Raw genomic sequence first — 18,421 nt, forward strand, 5'->3', positions numbered from 1 at the left:
GTCAGGAGGTGGCTCGCGCGGCACCCCACTTCCGCGTCCGGCGGGTACCGAGCGCCCGGCACACGAGGTAGATCGCGAACGAGATCGTGGTGACGTACGGGCTGATGGGAAGCGAGCCGCCCAGGGCCAGCAGGATGCCGCCCTCGATCGAGACGACCGCGAACACCACGCTCAGGACGGGCAGCAGCACCGGCGAGGCCGTGATCCGGGCCGCGGCGGCCGCAGGTGTGACGACGAGGGTGAGGACCAGCAGCGCGCCGACGATCTGCACGGACAGGGCGACCGCGAGGCCCAGCACGATCATGAAGGCGAACGACAGGCCGCGCACCGGCACGCCCCGCGCCTCGGCCACCTCCGGGTCGGCGCTGGCGAAGGCGAGCGGCCGCCACATGACGGCCAGCGCCACGAGCACCACGGCCGACGTGCCGAGCAGCCAGGACATCTGCGGGGTGTCGACGGCGACGATCTGCCCGGTCAGGATGCCGAACTTGTTCGCCGCCCGGCCCTTGTAGAGGGCGAGGAACAGCACGCCGAGCCCGAGGCCGAACGGCATGATGGTGCCGATCACCGAGTTGCGGTCCCGGGCGCGGGAGCCGAGCAGCCCGATCGTCCCGGCGGCGACGAGCGAGCCGACGATCGAGCCGGCCACGATGTTCACGCCCATCAGCAGCGCGGCCGAGGCGCCGGCGAACGACAGCTCGCTGATCCCGTGCACCGCGAACGGCAGGTCCCGCATGATCACGAACACGCCCACCAGGCCGCCGACCAGACCGAGCGCGGCGCCGGCGATCAGGGAATTGCGGACCAGGGCGAGCAGTTCGCCGTAGTGGTCGAAGGTGAAGATCTGCTGCCAGATCCCGTCGGCGAGGGTCATGGCCGTACTCCGTGCGGCAGTTCGGGGTGGTGCGGCTCCTGTGCCGCCTCGTCGGGTACGGCGACGACCGTCACGCGGTCCCGGACGCGGATGACGTCGACCTGGGTGCCGTACAGCTGCGACAGCGCCTCGGAGGTCAGGACCTCGTCGGGGGTGCCGACCCGGTAGCCGCCGCGGGCGAGGTACAGGACACGGTCCACCAGTCCCAGCACGGGGTTGATCTCGTGGGTCACGAACACCACCGCCGTGCCGTGGGAGCGGCGCCGGGCGTCGACCAGTTCCGTGACGGCCCGCTGGTGGTGCAGGTCGAGGGAGAGCAGCGGTTCGTCACAGAGCAGGATGCGGGGGTCGGTCACCAGGGCCTGTCCGATGCGTACGCGCTGCCGTTCGCCGCCGGAGAGCAGGCCGACGGGGACGTCCGCGTACGCCGTGGCCCCGACCGAGGCCAGGACCTCGTCCACGCGGCGGCGTACGGCGCCCGTGCGCGGCCGGGGTCCGAAGCGGTGCCCGTCGATGCCGAAGCGGACCAGGTCGCGGGCGCGCAGCATCGCCTGCGCGGACAGCGTCGCCTGCTGCGGGACGTAGCCGACATGCCGGCTGCCCTTGCGGGGCGGACGGCCGAGGACCTTCAACGTACCGGCGGACAGCTGCCGTTGGCCCAGCAGGGCGCGCACGAAGCTGGTCTTGCCCGCCCCGTTGGGGCCGAGCACGGCCAGGAACTCGCCCGGCCGCACATCGAGGTCCAGGCCCTGCCACAGCACGCGCTCGCCGTAGGACAGGGCCGCTCCGCGCAGGCTGATCAGCGCGGTGTCGTCGTCGGCCACGGTGTCGTCGGCCACGGTGGACGCCTTCACTTGGCCAGCGCGCTCGCGAGCGCGTCGACGTTGGCGGTCATCCAGCCGAGGTAGTCCTTGCCGTGCGGGAGGGTCTCGGTCACGGGGACCACGGGAATCCCGGCGGCCTTGGCCGCCCGCTCGGCCTTCTCGGTCTGCGGTCCGGACGTCTGCTCGTTGTAGACCAGCGCCTTGACCTTCTTGCCGGAGAACAGCGCCAGGGTTTCCCGCAGGGTCCGGGCCGAGACGTCGTCGCCTTCCTCGATGGCCTCGCTGAACTCCTCGGGTGTCGCGTTCTCAAGCCCGGCGGCCTGAAGCATGTACAGGGGCACGGGCTCGGTGATGGCCACGCGTTCGCCGCCGTGGCCGGCCTTGATCCGGGCTTCCTTCTGCTCCAGCGGCTTGAGCTTCCCCTCGAAGTCCTTGGCGTTCTCGGTGAACGTGGCGGCGTCGGCCGGGTCCGCCTCGGCCAGGGCTGCGGCGATGCGGTCGGCGAGTCTGGCGACCGTGGGGAAGTCGTACCAGACGTGCTCGTTGAGCTCCCCGCCCGCCGGGGCCGTCTTCCCGGAGACCTTGACCGCGTTGATCACGTCGGCGGACGAGTCGCCGCTCTTCAGCATGCGGTCGATGAAGTCGTCGTAACCGCCGCCGTTCTCGATGACGACCTTGGCCTTGGACAGCGCCAACCGGTTCTGCGTACTGGCCTCGTAGGAGTGCGGGTCCTGGTCGGGGTCGCTGATGATCGAGGTGACCTGGACCTTTCCGCCGCCTATCTGCTCGGCCAGGTCGCCGTAGACGTTCGTCGAGGCGACGACCGGGATGACGGACCCCGCGGCGGGACTCTTGGCGGCATCGTTGTCATCGGTTCCGGAACCGGACGAACCGCCGCAGCCCGCAAGGCAGATGAGGCAGGCGCCGGCTATCAGGGGGGCGAGAAGTCGGGTCGAGGGCGCGGGCATGGGTTCCTCCGGGGCAGGGGGAAGGGCGAATGGTCCGCCGAGGTCCGTTCGGCCCGGCGTCGCGCCCACGCTAGATGAAAACGGATGTCAAAAGTGCCTTTCGGTCCTCCGTCGGGGCAACCCTTACCGAGAACTCACCTTCCGCCAGGTCAGGGGGCGGGCACCGCGTCCAGCAGCTGCGGGCCGTTGTTGCGGACGCTGTTCACGGCCGGGGAGACCGGGCGCGCGTCCAATTGGCCGTCCGCCGGTGGCGTGAGCAGGGCGCGCAGGTCGTCGGTCGACCGGTGGTCGGGGTCGAGCCAGGCGTCGTAGTGCTCGGGGGTGAGGGCGAGCGGCATGCGGGGGTGGATGCGGCCGGCGGCGTCGGTGGCCTCGGTGGTAATGATGGTGCAGGTCAGCAGCCAGGCGGCGGGGTCGTCGGCATCCTTGATCTCGGGATCGCGCCAGAACTCGTACAGCCCGGCGAGGGCGAGGACCTGCCCGTCCTGCGGGTGGATGAAGTACGGCTGCTTGCGGACCTTGCCCGACTTGCGGTCCTTGACCTCGTCCCACTCGTAGAAGCCGTCGGCCGGCAGCAGACAGCGGCGTTTGACGAACGCCCGGCGGAACGCGGGTTTCTCGTGCACGGTCTCCACCCGCGCGTTGATCAACCGCGCGCCGATTTTCGCGTCCTTCGCCCACGAGGGCACCAGGCCCCAGCGCAGGGGCCGCAGCCGACGCCGGGCCGGCTCGTTCTCGTCGGCGCCGCGCGGTGTGCGTTCCAGGACGGCCCAGACCTCGTCGGTCGGCGCCACGTTCCAGCTCGGCGCCAGGGTTTCCTCCGGATGCCACTCGGCAACCTGGAACAGCTGGGCGAGGTCCTGGGGGCTGCGGGTGGAGGCGTAGCGGCCGCACATAGGGCCACTGTGCCACGGCGCGGTGGGCCCGTCCTCACAGGCTGGTCAGGATCTGGGGCGAGAGATTCTTGATCATGCTGTTGGTCCAGCGTATCTGCCGCAGTGTCCGCGGATGGCACTCGGAGGCCAGGGCGAGCAGCTTGTCGTCCCTGGGCAGCCTGGGCGAGCATCTCCCAGTCCCTCGTCGGGCTCCTCGTGCGGCGGCAGATACTCAGCCGCCCTGATCACGGCCTTGCCGTCGGGGTTGAGCGAGCGGTACTCGACGACGTCGTCCGTCGCGCCGGTCCCCAGGTCCTTGCCGCAGGACTCGCAGACGTCGGGGTGGGCCCAGCCGATGCCGTCGGTGTAGAGGCGTTGCGTTCCGTGGGGGGCATCCTCGTCGCACGGCCGCTGGATACCGGTCCCGCCGCGCAGTCGGGCGTGGGCGAGGCCGGTGCAGTCGCAGGGCCGGCCGGCGCCGCACCGTTTCCACGCCTCGAACGCGGACTCCGGGACGTGCCAGGTGATCAGCGGGGCGCCGTCCTTGTCGCGGAAGTCCATGCGGGCGGCGTGGTCGAGGAGGATGTCCTTCGGCCGACCGGCTTGTGAGGATGCTCCCCACACAACAGATCCTTTGCCGCTTCCTCTCGGGCCCAGAGGGGTGCACCACTGTTCCAGCCCGGACCGCCTGCCCATGTCGCGTGGGCCCGGCTGCCGTACGGTTTACGCGCGGTCAGTGCTGTGACGGGACGCCGAGGTCGTCGAGGAGCCTGCGCACGCGGCGCTCGTCTTCGTCGCGCATGGGGCGGATGCCATGACGATCTTGTCCGCGGAGTCGTCCAGGATCCAGTCGAGGTACCGCGCCGCGTAGTGGAGTGTGGTCGCGTCGGCACTTCACAGCTTGGTCCTACGACGTGCAGGACGGTGCCCTTGACTGGTGGCAGCTTGGGACGGACAGGGCGTCAGCAGGCCGACCAGCGCCCCTCCGGCTGCTCCCGCACCGAGGCACCAGGCTCCGAGGACGGTGCGCCGGTGCCGCTGTTGCTAAGTCCCGTTGCTGCGCATACGTGCGGATGGTGGAACGGTGCTCGCTGGGATCGCACCTGCCACCGGGCCGCATAAGCTGCCCGGCCTCCTCCTCGTCCGGCCCGATGTTGAGGTAGGGGCACGTCACTTCCTCTACCAGGCCCTGGTTTCTCACCCCTTCAAGCAGCTGGAACGACCCCCACAGCCCCAGAGCCAGAAAGGCGCACACCAGAACACCACGTACCGTCACCCGCATAGGCGTTCCCCCGTCCGATCCTCCGTGCGGTGGCGTCCGCAGCCGGGCCTAGGCGCAGGCGTCAGAGCTTTCGGCCCGCCGTCCGGAAGTCAGTCGGAGCCTTCCTGCTCGCTGTGGGATGCGGGCGGCGCGGCCGTGGTTCCTCGCGGGATCAGGTGGGTGGGCAGGACGATGTGCCGGCCGCGGTCCGACTCGGAGTCGTTGATGAGCTCCAGGGCCAGTTCGGCGGCGACGCGGCCCATGTCGGAGGGGGACTGGGCCACCGTGGACAGGTCGAGCCATTCGGCCATCAGTTGGTCGTCGAAGCCGAGGACGGAGATGCGCTGGGGGACCTCGATCTGCACGGTGCGCAGGGTGGAGATGATGGAGGCCGCCAGTTCATCCTGCTCGGCGAAGATGGCGGTGGGCGGTTCGCGCAGGCTCAGCAGGTTTCCCACCGCCTGGGTGGTGCCGCGTTTGTCGCGGGGCGGGGTGGTGACGATCAGGTCGTCGTCCAGGGGGATGCCCGCCTCGGCGAGTGCCTGCTGGTAGCCGACGAGGCGCTCGCGTGAGCTGAAGGTGAAACCGCGGGCGTTGACGGTGTGCGCGAAGGCGATCCGACGGTGCCCGAGGTTGATCAGGTGGCGGGTCGCCTTGCAGGCACCGGCGACATCGTCGACGTAGATGCTCGGGCGGCCCTCGACATGCTGGCTGATGTAGATGACCGGCATGCCGAGCTCGTCCAGCCGGGCGGTCTCCTCCTTGCTGAGGTCGAAGCTGAACACCAGCAGCGCGTCCGCGTTGCGCCGGGCCGGCAGACGCTCGAAGAATGCGGCCCGTTCGGCAAGGTCGGGCACCACGTAGACGGTCAGTTCCATGCCCGCGCCGCGCAGCAGCGGGCCCAGGCTGGACAGCGCCGCTCCCATGAACCACGAGTCGAGTGTGGGCACGAGCACCGCCATGACGCCGGTGCGGCCGGTGACCAGGCTCGATGCCTGCCGCGAGATCGCGAAGTTGAGCTCGCGGGCAGCCTCCTCGACCCGGGCACGGACCTTCGGTGAGACCGACGTCAGGCCGCGCAGGGTGCGCGAGACGGTCGACGGGGAGACCCCCGCCCGTTCGGCGACGTCGGCCAACGTGGGGTGCCGCTGAGCTGGTGACATGAGCGGAAGTTAACACAGATTGCCCCTCAGGCGGGACCCTTCGTGACAGCGCTGTCACGATCCTTTGCCAGGGAGGCGCCCATGTCGAAGACGGGCATGGAGGGCACCGATCTCCTAAAACATCCGCGCTACTACGAAGTTACGCATTGACTTCCGTCTGGTGCACTCCTACGGTGCAAGCGTTGTCACAACGGAGTCGAAGTCGTCGCCGTGAGTCCACCCTTCACGGCCGTGACCTGCTCTTTTGATCTAGAAGACGCTGTGACAGCACGGTCTCGTATCAGAGCCGTCTCAGAGTCATCTCGGTAGCTGTTCCCTACAGGGCGACCCCGCCGAGACTTCGGTTCCGCACGTCCAGGAGAGACAGTGAACGCCAGAACCAGCAGAGCCCTTCAGTGCTCGGCCGTGCTCGCCGCCGCCGGGCTCGTCCTCACCGCCTGCGGCTCCTCCGACAGCGACAGCTCGTCGGGGCAGTCCAAAAGCCCGTCGTTCTCGGGCCGTGGCCCGATCACGTTCGCGGCCGCCAAGGACAGCTCCGGCGTCGTCCAGAAGGTGATCGACGGCTGGAACGAGCAGCACCCGAAGGAGAAGGTCACCTTCGTCCAACTGCCGTCGGACGTGAACCAGCAGCGCCAGCAGATGATCCAGAACGCCGAGACGAAGTCCGACGCCTACACGGTGCTCTCCCTGGACGCGGTGTGGACCTCGGAGTTCGCCGCCCACCAGTGGATCGACCAACTGCCCGCCGCGCAGTTCCCGCTGGACAAGATGCTCAAGCCCGTGGTGGAGACGACCAAGTACCGCGACAACCTGTACGCGGTCCCGCAGTCCTCCGACGGCGGCCTGCTGTACTACCGCTCCGACCTGCTGAAGAAGGCCGGCGTCAGTGCCGCGCCGACGACGTGGGCGCAGATGCGGGCCGCCTGCGCCAAGGTCGTAAAGCTGCCCGAGGCCAAGGGCATGGACTGCTACGCGGGCCAGTTCCAGAAGTACGAGGGCCTCACCGTCAACTTCTCCGAGGCCGTGAACTCCGCCGGCGGAGTCGTCACCGACGCCGACGGTAAGCCGGACGTCGACACCCCTGCGGCTGAGAAGGGCCTGGACTTCCTGGTCGACTCCTTCAAGGACGGCACCATCCCGAAGGAGGCCATCACCTACCAGGAGGAAGAAGGCCGCCAGGCGTTCCAGTCCGGCAAGCTGATCTTCCTGCGCAACTGGCCCTACGTGTATTCGCTGGCCGAGAAGAGCAAGGTCGCGGGCAAGTTCGCGGTCGCGCCACTGCCCGGCCTGACCGGAGCCGGCTCGTCCACCCTGGGCGGCCACAACGTGGCCGTGTCCTCCTTCGCCAAGAACAAGGCCACGGCGCTGGACTTCATCAAGTACTTCACCAACCACGACAGCGCGACCACGTTCCTCAAGGAGGGCTCGGCCGCCCCGCCGTACGCGGAACTGTACGACGACCAGGCGCTGGTCAAGCAGTACCCGTACCTGCCGGTGCTGAAGAAGTCGATCCTCAACGCCGTGCCCCGCCCCCGGGTGGTCCAGTACGGCGACGTGTCCTCAGCGATCCAGCAGGAGACGTACGCGGCCCTGAACGGCGACAAGTCCAGCACGCAGGCGCTGAAGGACCTGCAGGAAGCCCTGCAGAAGCTCTCGGCGCAGTGAGAAGGAGGCTCGTGGTGGCCACTCGGACCCCACCTGAGACGGCCGCGGACCGGCCGCCCGGCACGGCAACAGGCCGGGCCGGGCGGCCGCCCGCGCCGGAGAAAGCCCGGCGCGGCCGGAAGTCGGCCACGGCGGGTACCGGCCGGATGGCCGCCCTGCTGGTGTCCCCGACCCTGCTGGTGCTGACCGTCGTCGTGCTCTACCCGACGATCATGGCGCTGAGGGAATCGCTGTACGGAACCAAGGGACTGGACCCGAAGACCGGCTTCATCAGCGACACCGAGCCGTTCGTCGGGCTGCAGAACTACACCGACATCTTCGGCGAGGCCGGAGAGCGCTTCTGGAACGCCTTCTGGAACACCACCTTCTTCACCGTGGTCACGGTGGGTCTGGAGACGGTGATCGGTGTCGCGATGGCGCTGATCATGCACAAGGCGTTCAGCGGGCGGGCCCTGATCCGCGCGAGCATCCTTATCCCCTGGGCCGTGCCCACGGCCATCTCCGGCCTGTTGTGGCGGTGGATCTTCAACAGCGACGGCATCGCCAACGCCATGATCGGCCGCCAGATCCTGTGGACCACTGAGGGCTTCCACGCCAAGGTCGCCGTCATCATCGCCGAGGTGTGGAAGACCGCCCCCTTCATCGGGCTACTGGTCCTGGCCGGCCTGCAGGTCATCGGCAAGGAGGTCTACGAGGCGGCCCGCATGGACGGGGCGAGCCCCCAGCGCCAGTTCTGGCACATCACGTTGCCGCTGGTGAAGCCAGCTCTGCTGGTGGCTGTGCTGTTCCGCTGTCTGGACGCGCTGCGGATGTTCGACCTGCCCTACCTCCTCGTCGGTGCGCAGAAGAGCTCGGTGGAGACCCTGTCGATGCTGGCGCAGAACGAGGCGTCCAACGTCCGCTTCGGGCCGGCCGCCGCGTACGCGGTGGTGCTCTTCGTCTACGTCCTTCTCATCGCGCTGGGCTTCGTTCGGCTCCTGGGCGCGGACGTCGTCGGCGAAGCGGGCGGCTCGGGCAGGAAGAAGCGCCGACGGGCCTCGAAGCACAACCGTGTGGAGGTGCCGGCATGACCGCGACCGTGAAATGGCGAACCGGGCTCCTGTATCTGGGAGTTGCCGGGGTGGTGGCCTACTGCCTGGCCCCCTTCTACTGGATGCTGGTCTCCAGCCTGCGCCGCACCTCGGACATCTTCGACACCTCGCTCCTGCCCTCCCCGGTGTCGTTCGAGAACTACGAAGCGGTCTTCGACCCCTCCCAGGGAATCGGCCGCGCCCTGCTCAACAGCCTGATCGTCTCCGGCATCACGACCGTCCTGGCACTGCTGCTGGCCACGTTCACCGCCTACGCCATGGCCCGGCTGGAGTTCCGCTTCAAGCGGCTGATCCTCACCCTGATCATCGCCACCTCGATGTTCCCGGTGGTGTCGATCGTGGTCCCGCTGCTGAAGCTGTTCACGGACATCGGCTGGATCAACACCTACCAGGCGATGATCGTGCCGAGCATGTCCTTCGCCCTGCCCCTGGCGGTGTGGAACCTGACCACGTTCTTCCGGCAGATGCCCGACGAACTGGAGCAGGCCGCGATGATCGACGGCTGCACCAGGGGTCAGGCGTTCCGCAAGGTCATCATCCCGATCGCCGCGCCGGGCATCTTCACCACGGCGATCATCACCTTCATCGCCGCCTGGAACGAGTTCCTCATCGCCCTGTCGATGACGAACCGGCCCAGCATCCAGACCGCGCCGGTCGCCATCTCCAAGTTCGCCGGCGCCACGCAGTTCGACACCCCGTTCGGCAGCCAGATGGCCGCGGGCGTCCTGGTCACCGTCCCACTGGTGATCATGGTGCTGCTCTTCCAGCGCCGCATCGTCGCCGGACTCACCGCGGGCGCAGCCAAGTAGCCGTCCCTTCCAGTGGCGGGTTCCCCCACAGTCCCCTTCTCAAAGGACCCATCAGCACCATGTCCCCCACCACGCCCTGGTGGCGCAGCGCCGTCATCTACCAGGTCTACATCCGCAGCTTCGCCGACGGGAACGGCGACGGCGTCGGCGACATCGCCGGCCTGCGCTCCCGCCTCCCGTACCTCAAGTCGCTCGGCGTGGACGCCCTGTGGATCAACCCCTGGTACAAGTCCCCCATGGCGGACGGCGGCTACGACGTGGCCGACTTCCGCGCCGTCGACCCGCTGTTCGGCACCCTCGCCGACGCCGAGCAACTCATCGCCGAAGCCCACCAGCACGGCATCCGCATCATCCCCGACATCGTCCCGAACCACACGTCCGACGAGCACGCCTGGTTCCAGGAGGCACTGGACGCAGGCCCCGGCAGCCCGGAACGCGAGCGTTACATCTTCCGGCCCGGCCGCGGCCCCGACGGTACCCGACCGCCCAACAACTGGATCTCCGAATTCGGCGGCCCCGCCTGGACCCGCATTCCCGATGGCGAGTGGTACCTCCACCTGTACGCCCCCCAACAGCCCGACCTCAACTGGCAACACCCCGACGTGCACGCCGAATTCGAGTCCATCCTGCGGTTCTGGTTCGACCGGGGCGTCGACGGCTTCCGCATCGACGTCGCCCACGGCCTCGCCAAGGACCCCGAACTGCCCGACCTGACACGCGAACAGATCGTGCACCCGCACTGGGACCGCGACGAGGTCCACGACATCTACCGCACCTGGCGTGCGGTCGCCGACGAGTTCCCCGGTGAGCGGGCCTTCGTCGCCGAAGCCTGGGCGGACACTCCCGAACGCCTCGCCGCCTACGTCCGCCCCGGCGGCCTGCACACCGCGTTCAACTTCGACTTCCTCATGGCCAGCTGGGACGCCAAGGACCTCCGCACGGTCATCGACGACTCCCTCGCCATGCTCAGCGGCGTCGGCGCCCCGGCCACCTGGGTGCTCTCCAACCACGACGTCATGCGCCACACCAGCCGCTACGCCCGCCAGACCGTCGCACGCTGGGTGCCCAACGAGCGTTACCAGCCCCAAGGCCCCGTGGACCTCGAATTGGGCACCCGTCGTGCCCGCGCCGCCGCCCTGCTGATGCTCGCTCTGCCCGGCGGTGCCTACATCTACCAGGGCGACGAACTCGGCCTGCCCGAAGTCGAGGACCTCCCGGTGGACGTCCTTGAGGACCCCATCTGGGAACGCTCCGGCCACACCGACCGCGGCCGCGACGGCTGCCGCGTGCCGATCCCCTGGTCCGGACAGGCGGAGGCGTTCGGCTTCAGCCCCGACGATGCCTACGCCGGTCCCTGGCTGCCCCAGCCCGCCAGCTGGGGTGAGCGCAGTGTGGAGGCACAGACCGGGGATGAGACCTCGATGCTGGAGCTGTACCGCACCGCCCTCGTCATACGCCGCGACCACCCCGCCCTCGGCGACGGCACCATGAGCTGGCTCGACGCCCCCGCAGGCATCCTCGCCTTCCACCGCGAACCCGGCTTCCTCTGCGTCGTCAACCTCTCGGATGAGGCGCACCAGCTGCCCGACCACACCGCGATCCTGCTGGCCAGCGGCCCGGTCACGCACGGGCAGCTGGAACCCGACCGCGCGGTCTGGCTCAAGGTGTAGCAGCCCGCACCAGGGGCCGCGGCCCCCTCGATCTGCCAGGGCCTGTCCGGTGTCACTCCCCGCCGATCGGACAGGCCCTGGCCCCACCCTCGGCACGGCGGGCGCCGGCCGGCCAGTACCACCGCGAGAGGCTCCGCTCCTTTGGACATCACCATCACGTCCCAGACCTCCGACGCTGCAGCCGTGACGCCCGGCCCAATCGTGCAGGGCCTGCAGCCCTTCTCGCACGACGCCGTCGTCTCGGTGTGCACACCGAGCCACGAGCCGACGAATGGGAGACATGGGCCGAGCGACTCGCGGACCGCTTCCGTGACCACTTCTGGGTGACGGACGAACACGGCCCCTACCCGGCCGTCGCACTCGACGGCGACGGCAAGCCCGTCGAATCGGCCACCTCCGGCTTCGGCCACCTCCTCGGCACCGGCCTGCTCAACGCCGAGGAGAGCGCCCTGCTCGCGGCCCGCCTCGCCGGACCCGACCTCGACGCAGGCCACGGCCTGCGCACCCTGAGCAGCAACGCGGTGGGCTTCAACCCCTACGGCTACCACGTCGGCTCGATCTGGCCGCACGACACGGCGATCGCCGTACACGGCCTGGCCAAGGCCGGATTCCCGGACGCCGCCGTCTCACTGGCAGCCGGCCTGCTGACCGCGTCGACGGCCTTCGAGGCCCGCCTCCCCGAGCTCTTCGCCGGCCACGGCAGCCAGCAGAGCCCGTACCCCGCCCCCTACCCGGCGTCCTGCCGACCACAGGCATGGGCGGCCGCCTCCGCGATCCTCGCACTCCAGGCAGCCCTGGGCCTGAACGCGGACGTCCCCGGCGGCACGGTCACCGTCCGCCCAACTTCGCCTCGGCGTACGCACCGCTCACGGTGAAGGGCCTCCAAGTCGGCGGAGGCCAGGTGGACGTCACGGTCGCAGGGGACGGAACGGTAGACATGACCGCTCCGGAAGAGCTGACCGTGATCAGACCCTGATGCCGAGCCACCGGGCCACCCCTCAGCGCCCAATCACGCTGCGAGACGGCCACTGCCAGCGGAAGCCGCGGACAGGATCAAAGGCAAGCTCTGTCCACCCACGACCTGCCTGACGCCGCCCCCTCGTCAGCCCTCCGCCATCAGCCCTCCACGCCCGTCGCGGTGTGGGCGGCGCCGACCGGCTTGGATTCCGGGGAGCCGCGTTGGCGCAGGTAGATCGACAGGACGACCATCGAGGCCACGGCCAGCAACTCGGACTGCCAGTTCTGGAAGGTGCGGTTCCAGAAGTCGGCGGCGGTGATGTACTGGGTCCAGCCGACCGGCGCCTGGAGGTCGCGCAGTTGCTGTTCGTTGTAGGCGGCGGTGCCGGTGACGGACTGGGCCAGCCAGGACAGCAGGAAGATGCCTCCCATCACCAGGGCAAGAGACCTGGAGTACACCGCCTGACGCCAGCCGCCGACGCGTGCCCAGCGGGGGGCGTCGGCCGGGGCGTGCTCCCCGACGAGCTGGTCCTCGTCGGATTCCGGGCCCGCCTTGTCCAGCTCCTTGGACTCCGGTGAGCCGCGCTGGAGCAGCCAGACGGTGACGAAGATGTAGAGGAAGAACTGCAGGTACTCGGACTGCCAGTTCTCCGTCACATCGACGGCGAAGTCCGACGAGGTCAGGTAGGCGCCCAGGCCGATCGGCTCCATTCCGTCGCTGACCAGCGCGTTGTTGAAGTCCGCGTGCCCCGCGATCGCCTGTCCGCACAGGGCCAGCAGGAAGCCGGTCCCGAACGCCAGGCTCAGGCCGTTCTCGCGCAGGAAACGAGGCGTCATCGGTGCATCAGCCCCAGCGTCGTGAAATAGGCGAGGCCGCCGATCACGAGAAGCAGGCACAGGGTGAACATGGTCCGCACGGATCCCTCACCCGCCCTTGATCGTGCAGTCGTACGGCTGCTCCGGACGGGGCGTGCACCCGGCGGCGGTCACCTTCCAGCCGGACGGGAAGTGGGCCAGGAACAGCGTGTCGCCGGTGAGGACCACCCGGGCCTGACCGCCGTACACGTCCACCCTGCGGACCGCGCCCCCGGCGGGCAGCCGCTCCTCGGTCACCGCCTGAGCGCAGGGGGTCTGCTCGGGCTTCTCCAGTTCGTCGAGTGTTCTAGGAGCCAGGAGAGCGCATGCCTGCCTGCCGTCGGCCCGCTGCAAGGCGTACGTGAATCCGGTCGCGGCGGCGGCTGCGGCGTCGCCGCGCTCGCCCGCCGCGGCACCGCAGCCGGTCGTCACGGCGAGCGCGGTCACCAGAAGGCCGCGGCACCCCCTACTGATCGACATCGCGCATCGCATCCGCTCACGTCAGGACCTCTGTGGCGTGGAGGACCAGCATCGGCGAGGGGCCGACCGGCCGCACGGTGAGAGGGGCCCACCGGGTCACGTGGGAGGCGGTCGTTCGACGGGTACTCGGTGGTCGCACGGCGGTGAGAGGCACCGCCCGACGCCACGGAGGGACGTATCCCATGACTCAGCATGTCCGCGACGTCATGACGTCCGACCCGATGACCGTCGAACCGCTGACCTCGGTGCAGACGGTGGCCAGGATGATGCGCGACGAGAACATCGGTGCCGTACTGGTCACCGAGGGCGAGCAGTTGCGCGGGCTGGTCAGCGACCGCGACCTGGTGATCCGCGCGATGGCCGAGGGCGGCGATCCCGGCAGCACGACCGTGGCCGAGGCGTGCAGCGAGGACCTGGTCACGGTAGGGCCCGACGACGACCTGGGGCTCGCGGTGACGGTGATGCGTGAGCATTCCGTCCGGCGTGTACCGGTCGTCGACCAGGAACATCACGCGGTGGGCATCGTCTCCATCGGTGATCTGGCCATCGAGCGCGATCCCGAGTCGGCTCTCGGCGACATCAGCGCTGCGCGCCCCAACAGGTGAAACGGGCTTCGCAGCAACCCATCCCGGAGAGGAGGGGTACGCCATGACGAACCCCGATCCCGAGCCGACACGAACTCCGCATCTCGAACCCGGGAGCCGTGTGCCACCCGGTGAGACCCCACCCGCCGAGGAGAGCAGTACGGCCGGCATCTCCTATCCGCAGTCCGACCTGCGCAGGGGCTGGGGGCCGGGGCCGCTCGTCCTGATCATGCTGGTGGTGGTGCTGGTGGCGATCGGGCTGATCGCCATGGCGGTGGCTTTGTAGCCGGTTCACAGGTGGAGGTGCCGTTCCAGCCAGTCCGCGGCGGCCCGGCGGAACAGGCGCCGGTTCTCGGCGCGCAGGAAGTCGTGGCCCTCGTCGCGCAGGGTCAGCAGTTCGGCGTCGATGCCCCGCTCACGCGCGGCGCGTACGAACTGCTGGGACTCCCCCGGCGGCACGTTGGTGTCGTGTTCGCCGTGGACGGCGAGCAGTGGGACACGCAGCGCGTCGATGCGGCCCATCGGTGACAGGGCGTGCAGGAGTTCACGGTCGCGTTCCGGGTGGCCGTACTTGTGAGCCGCCGATTCCGCGATCCAGGGCTCGGTACCGGCGAAGAAGGTGAGAAAGTCCGACATGCCGCAGACGGCGACCGCGGTACGGAAGAGATCCGGGTGCCAGACGACGGAGGCGAAGGTCAGATAGCCGCCGTAGGAGCGGCCCATGACCGCGAGCCGTGTCGGGTCGGCGGGGCCCGCCATGACCGCGTGGCCCGCGCAGTCGGCGACGTCGTCGAACGCAGCGAAGCGGCCCGCGCCCAGGTCGGCGTCGACGAAGGAGCGGCCGTGCCCCAGGGAGCCCCGGACGTCGGGGGCGAAGACGTCCAGGCCGCGCCCGACCAGCTCGTGGTAGAGCGGGTGGAACACCGGACGTTCCTGTTCCTCGGGACCGCCGTGCAGGTGGATCACGCAGGGCGCCGGGTCGTCCCGGGCCCGCCCCGGCGCCCTGTAGTACCAACCGCTCAGTGGCAGCCCGTCCCTCGCGGTGAGGCGCAAGGGGACGGGGCGTACCGGTGGGCGGCCCGGCGGGACGGCGTCCTCGTCCTGGGAGGACCAGGGGGTGCGCAGCATGGACACGCCCTCGTGGGCCCACCAGACACCCGGCCGGCGTTGCGACCCGGACAAGGCGAGGAGCAGTCGTCCGGTGCCGGCGGCCGTCATGCGTGTGACGACCTCGTGGGGCAGGGGGACGGGCCGTGCCGGACCCGTGGCGTCCGGGCCCTTGAAGGTCGGGAAGGTCTCGACGAGTTCCAGCTCGCTCGCCCCCTGGACGTTCCACGCCAGCGCGGCCGTGCGGCCGTCGTGCGCCAGCACCAGGAGTTCGAGGTCGCTGCCCTCGCGCTCCGCCACGAGGGATACGCCGCGGGAGGCGCCGTCGGCGTCCAGAGCGACCGCGAGGAGCGCCGCGTACTCCCGGGCGGCGTTGCTGCGCAGCCACAGGGTCCGCCCGTCCGGGGAGAAGCGGCCGATCCACGGGTCGCCGTCGGCGACCGGCATGGCGAAGGTGGTCCCCGAGTCGGCGGTGCGCCGGACGACCGCCTCGCGCCGTCCGCGCGGGCCTCGGCGCAGCAGCGCGAGGCGACCGTCGCGGCTGAGGTCGCAGACCCGCAGCGAGGCGGCGTGCGTTTCCGTGGTGAGCAGGACGGGGGAAGCCAGGCCGTCGGGATCGATCAAGTAGACCGACAGGCCGCCGTCGGGCCGGACCGCGGGTGCCGCCGGGGCGTCGATGCCGGTGGGCGTTCCGATGGGTTCCTTCCCCCGCGCCGCGTCGTAGGCGGCCGGCCCGAGGAGCCTCGCGTGCCCGTCCCGGTCCGCCCAGTCGGCGGCCAGGCGGGTGCCGTCGAAGTGGCCGTCAGCCGGGTCCTGGTCCGTGGCGGCGTGCCCGGCGAGGCCCTCGTACCGCGGGGCGGCGGGTGCCGCGAAGGTGACGGCGACGGAGGAGCTGTCGTGCGCCCAGCACCCCAGATAGGCGGAGCTGGCCGGGTCGGACCCCGCCAGGAGGCGCCGTCCGGTGCCGTCGGGCCGCACGCACAGCACCCGGGAGTGCTCACCGCCGCCCGGCGCGGTGGTGTACGCGATCCAGCGGCCGTCGGGTGACCAGAGCACCTCTTTGACGGGGTCCGGTGAGGAGTCGAGGAGCCGCACCTCGTCGCTGTCGACGGAGCCGGCCCACAGTTGCGGCACGCCGCCCCGGTCGCAGATGAAGGCCGTCTCGGTGCCGTCGGCGTTGGCCGAGGGGTACCAGCAGCCGTGCGCGCGCAGCCGGGTCACGGCGTCGCGCGGGCCGCCTGCCTCGGGCAGCGGCACCGGCTCCGGGGCGGGGGTGCGGGCACTCGCGTGCAGGTCCCCCGTCCGGCCCTCCGGGGGCCGGCCTGAGGCCGAGGTGACCGCCCCGGGGCGCGCGTACACGGGCGCCGGGCCTTGCGCCAACCGCGTGCCCCCGTCGTCGGTCACTTGATTCCGTGGGTCTGCAGCCATATCTCCAGCAAAGCTATCTGCCACAGGGCGTTCGCACCGCGCTTGGTCCGGTGCTCGTCGGGTGCCGCGAGGAGCTCGGCCACGTACGACTCCTGGAACAGGCCGCGTCGTTTCGCCTCCGGCGCCTCGAATGCCGCACGCACGCGTTGCAGGACGGGGCCTGCCATGTGCCGGATGGCCGGCACCGGGAAATAGCCCTTGGGGCGGTCGACGACCTCACGGGGCAGGAGCTTGCGGCCCGCCTCCTTCAGCACGCCCTTGCCGCCGTCGGCCAGTTTCAGTTCCGGCGGGCAGGCCGCCGCCAGCTCCACCAGTTCGTGGTCGAGGAAGGGCACGCGGGCCTCCAGGCCCCAGGCCATGGTCATGTTGTCGACCCGCTTGACGGGGTCGTCGACGAGCATGACGTGGGTGTCCAGCCGGAGAGCCGCGTCCAGGGCGGTCTCCGCGCCCGGTGCCGCCATGTGCCTGCGGACGAAGCGGTCCGAGACGTCGTCGCGGGGCACCATGTCCGGCCGCAGGACCCGGGCGAGGTCGGCGTGCGGCCGGTCGAAGTACGTCGCGGCGTACCGCTCCGGTTCGTCCTCCCGGGGGACCTCCGCCAGCTGCGGGTACCAGTGGTATCCGGCGAAGACCTCGTCGGCGCCCTGGCCGCTCTGCACGACCTTCACCTCCTTGGACACCTGCTCGGACAGCAGGTAGAAGGCGACCACGTCGTGGCTGGTCATCGGCTCGCTCATGGCCGCGATCGCCCCGTCCAGGGCAGTCGAGACGCGGTCGGAGGGAACCATCAGCTGCTGGTGGTCGGTGCCGAACTCGCGGGCGACCAGGTCCGAGTACGGGAACTCGTCGCCCTTCTCGCCGCCCTCCGTCTCGAACCCGACGCTGAACGTCCGCAGGTCACGCTGGCCCTCGTCGGCGAGCAGCGCGACGATCAGGCTGGAGTCGAGGCCGCCGGAGAGCAGGACACCGACCTCCACGTCGGACACCATCCTGCGGCGTACGGCCGTGCGCAGCCCGTCCAGCACCGCGTCACGCCATTCGTCCGCGCCCATGTCGGCACACTCGGCACGGCGCGTGTAGGACGGCTGCCAGTAGCGGTGGTCCCGGTGGGCACCGTCCGGCTCGATGACCCGCACGGTGGCGGGCGGGAGCTTGCGCACCCCGTTGAGCATGGTGTGCGGTGCCGGGACGGTGGCGTGCCAGCTCAGGTAGTGGTGGAGGGCCACCGGGTCGAGAGAGGTGTCCACGTCCCCGGCCGCGAGGAGGGCGGGCAGCGTCGAGGCGAACCGCAGCCGGCCGGGGGTCTCCGCCAGGTACAGGGGCTTGATTCCGAGCCGGTCCCGGGCGAGGACGACCCGGCCGGTCCGGTGCTCGACGATCGCGAAGGCGAACATGCCGAGGAAGTGCTCGACGCAGGCCGTGCCCCACTGCTGGTAGGCCTTGAGCACCACTTCCGTGTCCGACGTCGACGCGAAGACGTGCCCGAGGCCGCGCAGCTCCGCGCGCAGCTCCGGATGGTTGTACACACAGCCGTTGAAGACGCCGGTGACTTCGCCCCGGGCGTCGGTCATCGGCTGGGCGCCGCGGTCAGAGAGGTCGATGATCTTCAGCCGCCGGTGTCCCAGCGCGACCGGGCCCCGCGTCCAGGTGCCCTGGCCGTCGGGCCCACGGGCGGCAAGTCTCTCACTCATACGTTCGACTGCGGCCGGGTCGGCTCGCCGGCCGTCGAAGCGGATCTCCCCGGTCAGACCGCACATGACGGCCCGCCTCCCTTCCGCGGCCCGGCATCGACGCCTTGAAGCGGGACTGC

16 protein-coding genes and 1 pseudogene are annotated in these 18,421 nt (G+C 70.2%); 7 read left to right on the plus strand and 10 right to left on the minus strand.

Annotation, left to right across the window (positions count from 1 at the left end; translation table 11 throughout):
- Position 1: 1 nt before the first annotated feature.
- From ADK36_RS20340 to ADK36_RS20365, 6 genes and pseudogenes are all read right to left on the minus strand, one after another.
- Complete coding sequence (locus ADK36_RS20340; RefSeq protein WP_048579083.1) at positions 2–874, minus strand: metal ABC transporter permease; 873 nt, start codon at positions 872–874, stop codon at positions 2–4.
- Positions 871–1,713 (minus strand): metal ABC transporter ATP-binding protein, encoded by an 843-nt coding sequence (locus ADK36_RS20345; protein ID WP_425315274.1) that lies wholly within the window; start codon positions 1,711–1,713, stop codon positions 871–873. The genes ADK36_RS20340 and ADK36_RS20345 overlap by 4 nt, the downstream gene beginning before the upstream one ends.
- Positions 1,714–1,724: 11 nt before the next feature.
- Positions 1,725–2,666: a metal ABC transporter solute-binding protein, Zn/Mn family gene (locus ADK36_RS20350; RefSeq protein WP_048579084.1), complete on the minus strand. Its 942-nt coding sequence runs from the start codon at positions 2,664–2,666 to the stop codon at positions 1,725–1,727.
- 149 nt (positions 2,667–2,815) lie between these two features.
- Positions 2,816–3,562, minus strand: a complete 747-nt coding sequence (locus ADK36_RS20355) for an SOS response-associated peptidase (protein ID WP_048579085.1) — start codon at positions 3,560–3,562, stop codon at positions 2,816–2,818.
- A gap of 180 nt (positions 3,563–3,742) precedes the next feature.
- Positions 3,743–4,129, minus strand: a pseudogene (locus ADK36_RS20360) (nitrate reductase); the annotation flags it as partial.
- Positions 4,130–4,912: 783 nt separating this feature from the next.
- The gene (locus tag ADK36_RS20365) at positions 4,913–5,965 is read right to left on the minus strand and encodes a LacI family DNA-binding transcriptional regulator (protein ID WP_338060784.1); all 1,053 of its coding nucleotides are present in this window, start codon (positions 5,963–5,965) and stop codon (positions 4,913–4,915) included.
- 366 nt (positions 5,966–6,331) lie between these two features.
- On the opposite strand from ADK36_RS20365, the gene ADK36_RS20370 reads away from it, so the two are divergent.
- The 5 genes from ADK36_RS20370 (at position 6,332) to ADK36_RS20390 (ending at position 12,075) form a co-directional block, all read left to right on the plus strand.
- Positions 6,332–7,630, plus strand: a complete 1,299-nt coding sequence (locus ADK36_RS20370) for an ABC transporter substrate-binding protein (RefSeq protein WP_048579088.1) — start codon at positions 6,332–6,334, stop codon at positions 7,628–7,630.
- 14 nt (positions 7,631–7,644) lie between these two features.
- Entirely contained in the window at positions 7,645–8,700 is a 1,056-nt protein-coding gene (locus ADK36_RS20375; RefSeq protein ID WP_053198602.1) for a carbohydrate ABC transporter permease, read from the plus strand.
- Entirely contained in the window at positions 8,697–9,530 is an 834-nt protein-coding gene (locus ADK36_RS20380) for a carbohydrate ABC transporter permease (protein ID WP_053198526.1), read from the plus strand. The genes ADK36_RS20375 and ADK36_RS20380 overlap by 4 nt, the downstream gene beginning before the upstream one ends.
- Positions 9,531–9,589: 59 nt before the next feature.
- On the plus strand, positions 9,590–11,200 hold the full coding sequence (locus ADK36_RS20385) for a glycoside hydrolase family 13 protein (RefSeq protein ID WP_048579090.1): 1,611 nt from the start codon (positions 9,590–9,592) through the stop codon (positions 11,198–11,200).
- Between the two features lie 245 nt (positions 11,201–11,445).
- Positions 11,446–12,075, plus strand: coding sequence for an amylo-alpha-1,6-glucosidase (locus tag ADK36_RS20390; protein ID WP_053198528.1), 630 nt, complete (start codon positions 11,446–11,448; stop codon positions 12,073–12,075).
- A 241-nt stretch (positions 12,076–12,316) separates the two neighbouring features.
- Here ADK36_RS20390 and ADK36_RS20395 read toward each other — a convergent pair whose 3' ends face one another.
- Positions 12,317–12,994, minus strand: a complete 678-nt coding sequence (locus ADK36_RS20395; RefSeq protein WP_048579091.1) for a DUF6766 family protein — start codon at positions 12,992–12,994, stop codon at positions 12,317–12,319.
- An 87-nt stretch (positions 12,995–13,081) separates the two neighbouring features.
- Positions 13,082–13,492 (minus strand): hypothetical protein, encoded by a 411-nt coding sequence (locus tag ADK36_RS20400; RefSeq protein WP_048579092.1) that lies wholly within the window; start codon positions 13,490–13,492, stop codon positions 13,082–13,084.
- Between the two features lie 182 nt (positions 13,493–13,674).
- Here ADK36_RS20400 and ADK36_RS20405 point away from each other — a divergent pair, with 182 nt between their 5' ends.
- Both ADK36_RS20405 and ADK36_RS20410 read left to right on the plus strand, forming a co-directional pair.
- Positions 13,675–14,097: a CBS domain-containing protein gene (locus tag ADK36_RS20405; protein WP_048579093.1), complete on the plus strand. Its 423-nt coding sequence runs from the start codon at positions 13,675–13,677 to the stop codon at positions 14,095–14,097.
- A gap of 43 nt (positions 14,098–14,140) precedes the next feature.
- Positions 14,141–14,362 (plus strand): DUF6480 family protein, encoded by a 222-nt coding sequence (locus ADK36_RS20410; protein ID WP_048579094.1) that lies wholly within the window; start codon positions 14,141–14,143, stop codon positions 14,360–14,362.
- A gap of 5 nt (positions 14,363–14,367) precedes the next feature.
- Here ADK36_RS20410 and ADK36_RS20415 read toward each other — a convergent pair whose 3' ends face one another.
- The gene (locus ADK36_RS20415) at positions 14,368–16,611 is read right to left on the minus strand and encodes a prolyl oligopeptidase family serine peptidase (protein WP_199830216.1); all 2,244 of its coding nucleotides are present in this window, start codon (positions 16,609–16,611) and stop codon (positions 14,368–14,370) included.
- Entirely contained in the window at positions 16,584–18,368 is a 1,785-nt protein-coding gene (locus ADK36_RS20420; protein WP_048579096.1) for an N-acetylglutaminylglutamine amidotransferase, read from the minus strand. The genes ADK36_RS20415 and ADK36_RS20420 overlap by 28 nt, the downstream gene beginning before the upstream one ends.
- Between the last annotated feature and the right edge of the window lie 53 nt (positions 18,369–18,421).

The organism is Streptomyces viridochromogenes, from assembly GCF_001270495.1.
GTDB classification, from domain to species: Bacteria; Actinomycetota; Actinomycetes; order Streptomycetales; family Streptomycetaceae; genus Streptomyces; species Streptomyces viridochromogenes_A.